The following is a 6,059-nucleotide window of genomic DNA, read 5'->3' on the forward strand; positions in this document are numbered from 1 at the left end:
GGGCAACGCGGGGCATGATTTAGGTGTGAGCAGGCCCTAACCTTGACCGGAAGTCGTCTGGTTGATAACATTGCGGTTCAAATCTGGCGCGGGGTGGAGCAGTCTGGCAGCTCGTCGGGCTCATAACCCGAAGGTCATAGGTTCAAATCCTATCCCCGCAACCCACGATAGAAATCAAAGCGGCTAGTGCTGAACCTAGCCGTTTTTTTTGTGCCTCGTTTTCGTACAACGTCTATGCTGTATAAACTTCTCGCCTTGTTTCCCCTGCCTGTCCTGTATCTGGGCGCCAACGCCGTTTATTTCATCGTCTTTCGGGTGTTGGGCTTTCGCAAAGCGCTAGTCCTCGACAACTTGCGCAATTCTTTTCCCGAAAAATCGGAAGCCGAACTGCACGCTATCGCCCGTCAATGCTATCGGAATTATTCCGAAGTCCTCGCCGAACTGATAAAGGGCGGCCGCATCCGCGAAGCGGAACTGCGGCGGCGAGTCATCATTGAGCATATCGAGCTGGCACAGGATTATTATGAAGCGGGACGATCGATCGTGTTGCTCGCCTCCCATCACTGCAACTGGGAATGGCTGCTGCTTGCGAGTTGTCTGAAGCTGCCGTTTCAGGTCGATGCGGTTTATCGCGAACTGAAAAACGACAGCATTGACAGTCACATGCTCGCTGTGCGTAGCCGTTTCGGCGGCAACCCGATCAGTACCCGGGATTTCGTGCTTGAGGTCATGCGCAGAAAAAACGCTTCAACCGCATTTGCCCTGGTCGCGGATCAAACCCCTGGCGTCGACGATGAGAAGTGCTGGCTTCGTTTTCTGAATCAGGACACGGCTTTTTTCGTCGGCCCGCAACGCATCGCCCACATCACCCAGGCGCCAGTTTTTTTTGTCGGCATGGAGCGCTTGCGGCGGGGTTATTACCGCGCATCGTTGCAGCTTCTGGCGGAGCCGCCGTATGCCGGCGACGATCTGCAGGTCATGCAGAGTTACGCTGTCGCAGCCGAGGAACAGATACGGAAATCCCCGGCGGACTGGCTATGGCTGTATCGCAAATGGAAGTACAAAAAGCCTTTGTACAATTGATTTCGTCTCTCTGGCACGATCTCTGCACGACATGTTCCGCTGCCTCAGGGATCGCCCGCAGCGCCGTGAAATCGAGCGCTTGTGTTGCTTGATTTGATAGCGAGGCTTCCGCTTCGCGTCCTCTACGGGCTGACCCCCGCGATTTATTTCGGGCTTTATCGGATCTGGGGATTTCGCGCGGAAATCGTGCGGGAGAATCTGAAAAACTCGTTTCCGGACAAGAGCGATGCGGAGCGCTGCCGCATCGCGCGCGACTTCTACCGGAATGCCTCCGAGGTTCTGGTCGAGGCAATCAAGGCGCGCACCATGAGCCGGCAGGAAATCGTGCGCCGCGTGGCCATCGTCAATCTGGAAATCATGCAGGCCTGCGCCGATCGCGGACAGTCCGTGATACTGATGGCCGCGCACCAGTGCAACTGGGAATGGCTGCTTCTGGCAAGCAGCATTTCGTTTCGCCATGGCATCGATGCGGTTTACAAGCCGCTGCACGACAATCGCGTCGAGTCTTTCATGCTGACAACCCGGGCCCGCTTCGGCGCGCGTCCGATTCCGGTCAAGGAATTTTTTTCCGAGATTATCAAGCGCAAGGGAGTGCCGCGCTGCTACGCTATGGTTGCCGACCAGACACCGCTGGCCGATGAAGAAAAATACTGGACGCGCTTTCTGAATCAGGATTCGGCTTTCTTCGTGGGCGCCGACAAGATCGCGGCGATCACCGGTGCCCCGGTCGTTTTCGTTGCAATGCGCCGCCTGCGTCGCGGCTTTTATGAAGTTGCGCTGAAACTGATCGCGGAGCCGCCGTACGCCAGCGACGCCAGCAAGGTGATAGAACGGTACGTCGCGGAAGTCGAGCGCCAGATCCAGACGTACCCCGCCGACTGGTTATGGCTGCACCGGAAGTGGAAATATAAAAAGCCACTGTATGCCTGACCGGCGCGGATGCCGGATTAGCTGACGATTGGGTGCGGCTTCAGCCTGACTTCGAGCTTATCTTCCAGGTAGGCAGCCAGCTCGGCGATGGTCGGGTAGTCGAAAAAATCCGTGATTTCGAGTTTGCCCGGCCAGTGCTTCTCGATCTGCTCGTAGATTTGCGCGAGCGCCAGCGAACTGGTGCCGAGTTCGAAGATGTTGTCGTGCAGCCCGATTTTTTTCCCTGCAATTGTGTTTATGCAAATCTCGTGCAGCATCGTCTGTACGGCGGTCTGGTCGCCTGCCTGCCGTGAATCCTGGCGCTCCAGCGACTGCAGCCTGGCGAACGTTTCGCCGAACTCGCCGTTCGCAAAACTTTCTGCAAGCAGATAGCGTTGAATCTTGCCGCTCGTCGTCTTCGGAATGCGCCTGACCGGAATGACCTTCGAGATCGAAAGACCAGCATGTTCCGTGATATTTTTTCTGACCGATTTCGCGACTGGCAGGAATTGCTCGAGCTCATCCCGGAATAACACGAATACCAGAATCTCGTCGGAGCCTGCCTGATCGTTGCGGATGCCGCAAACGGCTGCCTTGCCCAGTTCGATGCCCGCTGTTTTGCCAAGCAGCGCTTCCAGATCGTGCGGGAAATAATTCTGGCCGTTGACGAAGATGATTTCCTTGGCACGCCCAGTGACGGTCAGCTCCCTGTCCGCAACGAAGCCGATATCCCCGGTATCCAGCCATTCACCGGCGAACGCCGCCTGCGTAGCGCCGCTATCGTTGTAATAGCCGCTGGTTACGTTGCCGCCGGCGATCTGAATTCGACCGATTACAGAATCGGGTAGCGCGATTCCATCGTTGTCGGCGATGCGGACAACGCAATCCTTGACGGGCGAGCCCACACAGACAAAGCTGATCCCGTTTTTGTCCGCGGCAGGGAGAGGCTGCACCGCATCACCCACTTTCATCGCGTCGCGGGCGACAGTAATCGTCCTGTATTCGGCCCCGGCTTCAGGGAAAGTGACAGCCAGGCTTGCCTCGGCGAGGCCATAAACCGGATACATCGCGTTACGCCGCAGGCCGAATTGCGCGGTCGTGCGCAGAAAATCTTCGCAGAGAGCGACGGAGATCGGCTCGGCGCCGTTGAACAGCGTGCGAACGTGCGCAAGATCGAACCGCGCCTTGCGAGGTTCGAACGCTTTCAAAAAATGTTTGTAGCCAAAATTCGGCGAGCACAAGACGTTGGCTTTCTTGTCGGATGCTTTTTGCAGCCACAATTGCGGACGCCGAATGAAGACTTCGGTCGGCATGATGTAGTGCTGTGCGGAGGCCAAAAGCGGCGTCAGGTGAAAACCGATAAGGCCCATGTCGTGCGTCAGCGGCATCCACGACAGCGTCCTGTCGGATTCGGATAACGCGATGCGCTCGATGATCGCGTAAATGTTGGTAAGAAGATTGCGATGGGTGAGCGCGACGCCTTTCGGTTCGCTGGTCGAGCCGGACGAGAACTGGATGAATGCGAGATCATCGGGTTGTGTCTTGTGCATTTCGCCATCGCGGGACAGTTCTTCGATCCTGTCCAGCAGCAGCGTCTTGCCGGCGATTGAACTGAGCTCTGCCCCGAGTTCGTTTGCTTCCGCGAAGGCGGAAAGTCTGTCCGCGTTTTTTTTATCCGTGCATAGGAGGGGATTGTTCAGCTTATTCAGAATGCGAAAAAATTTGAAGCGATGCTCATCTGAAAGGCCGGCGGCAACAGGGACTGGAATCAATTTGCCGAGCAGGCAAGCCCAGAATGCATCGATAAACTGTTCGTTGCTATTCAAAAGCAGAATGACCTCGTTCCCTGGAGCAGCGCCGCGTTGCTGCAAGTGGTAGAGCAACCCGAGTGCGCGGCGATAGATCGTGTCCAAGGTGACCACGCGCTCATTTTGCTCGCCCTCGATATAGGTGACACTTCGTTCTGGCGAACGGCGGGCGTTCAGCGCTTCGGGTAGGGTTGAATAATGCATCAGTGAGAATTTCTTGGAATGACGCGCATCCAGAGGTTGTTCCGCGTGCGCAGATTGACCTGCGCTTCAACCGCTATCGGCTGCCCGGGAACATAGCATAGACGAAAGCGGCGGGCGACCATTGCCACGTGAAGGGTCATCTCCGCGAGCGCAAACTGCTCGCCGATACACGCCCGCGGGCCCGCTGCGAACGGAATGCTTGCATAGCGATGGCTTTGCGGCGTATCGAAGCGCTCCGGCCTGAACGCGTCCAGTTCATTCCAGAGATCGGGATGCCGATGAACCAGGTAAGGCGAGATGAAAACATCGCTTCCGGCGGGCACCCTGTAATTCCCGATTCGATCTTCGCCGATTGCACGTCGCGTCAGCAGCCATCCGGGAGGATAGAGCCGAAGTGTTTCTGCGATGACCTGTCTCGTGTAGGTAAACCTGTTCAAGTCATCAAGTTGCAAATCGACCGGTAGTTCGGTGGCGTCGATTTCGTCATGCAGCGTCCGCTCGACCTCGGGGTGCTGTGATACCAGATACCACAGCCAGTTCAACGCGCTTGCGGTTGTTTCATGGCCGGCGACGATCAAGGTCATCGCTTCGTCGATCAGTTGCTTGTCGGTCATAGGCTCGCCGCTTTGTCTGTCGCGAGCTTGCATCATCAGCGCCAGAAGATCTTGTCGAGGAGACGAACACTCACGGCGCTGTTCTATCCATTGCTGCAGTTGTTTACCCAGACCGCGGAATTTGTAGGCGAATTGAAGGTTGCGTTCGGGTTCGTCGGTGAGGACGGAAAACGGATTCGCGCTGCCTGTCTCGAAGGCGCGTCCAATCTGGTCTCCGAAAAGAGCGTCCAGCACAATGCGCAGGGTAAGATTGCTGGTTTCCTCAGTGATATCGACAGACGTATTGGCAACCTGACTTTGCCGCCAACGATCGATCAGAGTCAGATTGCAATCCCGAATCGCTTCCAGCATCCCGCTCAACACGGTTTTGTGAAAAGCCGGCTGAACCAGCTTGCGTTGGCGCTGCCAGAAATCGCCTTCGCTCGCCATCAGGCCGTTGCCGAGCAGGATTTTGACCCGATCGATGCCCACGCCTTTCGTATAATTGCAGTGATTGGCGACCAGCACGTGTTTTACGTAATCCGGATTGCTGACCACGTAGACGGATTTGCCTTCCCTGGTGAGCAGGCAGAAAATGTCACCAAGCTGGTTGAAAAGCTCCAGGAGCCATTCCAACGTGCCGTCGGGGAAGCTTAAGTCAAGTTTTCGGGTCGCCGTTGGCGGCTGGTCAGTAAGGGGGAGTAGCACGAAGTGTAAGTCCAGCGGGCAACGCAAAATTTTAGAGGTTTTCATTGCAAAAGGCACAGTACTTTTGTAAAATGCGCATTCTTTGCGACACGCAAAGCGGTTCGGCCGGTCACGTCGTAGATGCTCGCAGTGAAACCCCAGCCCTTCGTTCTTTAACAAAATACAGTCGATAAGTGTGGGCGCTTGTCTTGGACGGCGCGATCCTCGCACGGGAAACCGTTAAAAGGATCGAGCCGGCTTCAAAGATGAAGTGCTCGCATTAGTTTTGGATTTCGATCACCGTCAAGGATGGTCGAGTCCGCAAGTCATGCGAGAGTTTTAAGATTAAACTGAAGAGTTTGATCCTGGCTCAGATTGAACGCTGGCGGCATGCTTTACACATGCAAGTCGAACGGCAGCACGGGGGCAACCCTGGTGGCGAGTGGCGAACGGGTGAGTAATACATAGGAACGTATCCTGAAATGGGGGATAGCTCGGCGAAAGCCGGATTAATACCGCATACGATCCACGGATGAAAGCAGGGGACCGCAAGGCCTTGCGTTTCTGGAGCGGCCTATGTCTGATTAGCTAGTTGGCGGGGTAAAAGCCCACCAAGGCGACGATCAGTAGCTGGTCTGAGAGGATGATCAGCCACACTGGGACTGAGACACGGCCCAGACTCCTACGGGAGGCAGCAGTGGGGAATTTTGGACAATGGGGGCAACCCTGATCCAGCCATGCCGCGTGAGTGAAGAAGGCCTTCGGGTTGTAAAGC

At 56.0% G+C, this 6,059-nt stretch carries 4 protein-coding genes, 1 tRNA gene and 1 rRNA gene; 4 read left to right on the forward strand and 2 right to left on the reverse strand.

Annotated elements, in window-relative coordinates; all coding sequences use genetic code 11:
• Positions 1-87 precede the first annotated feature (87 nt).
• From H0V78_01810 to H0V78_01820, 3 genes are all read left to right on the forward strand, one after another.
• Positions 88-161: transfer RNA gene (locus tag H0V78_01810), tRNA-Met, on the forward strand.
• A gap of 73 nt (positions 162-234) precedes the next feature.
• Complete coding sequence (locus H0V78_01815; protein MBA2350553.1) at positions 235-1,083, forward strand: lysophospholipid acyltransferase family protein; 849 nt, start codon at positions 235-237, stop codon at positions 1,081-1,083.
• Positions 1,084-1,167: 84 nt separating this feature from the next.
• Entirely contained in the window at positions 1,168-2,013 is an 846-nt protein-coding gene (locus tag H0V78_01820; protein ID MBA2350554.1) for a lysophospholipid acyltransferase family protein, read from the forward strand.
• A gap of 17 nt (positions 2,014-2,030) precedes the next feature.
• Here the strand turns inward: H0V78_01820 and H0V78_01825 are convergent, their stop codons facing one another.
• Entirely contained in the window at positions 2,031-4,004 is a 1,974-nt protein-coding gene (locus H0V78_01825) for a non-ribosomal peptide synthetase (protein MBA2350555.1), read from the reverse strand.
• Positions 4,004-5,233 (reverse strand): cytochrome P450, encoded by a 1,230-nt coding sequence (locus tag H0V78_01830; GenBank protein MBA2350556.1) that lies wholly within the window; start codon positions 5,231-5,233, stop codon positions 4,004-4,006. Before H0V78_01830 ends, H0V78_01825 begins: the two co-directional genes overlap by 1 nt.
• A 393-nt stretch (positions 5,234-5,626) precedes the next feature.
• On the opposite strand from H0V78_01830, the gene H0V78_01835 reads away from it, so the two are divergent.
• A 16S ribosomal RNA gene (locus tag H0V78_01835) occupies positions 5,627-6,059 on the forward strand; the annotation flags it as partial.

This window comes from Burkholderiales bacterium (assembly GCA_013695435.1).
Classification (GTDB): Bacteria; Pseudomonadota; Gammaproteobacteria; order Burkholderiales; family JACMKV01; genus JACMKV01.

Excerpts from the sequence above, each read along its gene's own strand:
- H0V78_01815 (MBA2350553.1), top strand. The coding sequence starts at position 235 with ATGCTGTATAAACTTCTCGCCTTGTTTCCCCTGCCTGTCCTGTATCTG.
- H0V78_01825 (MBA2350555.1), bottom strand. The coding sequence starts at position 4,004 with ATGCATTATTCAACCCTACCCGAAGCGCTGAACGCCCGCCGTTCGCCA.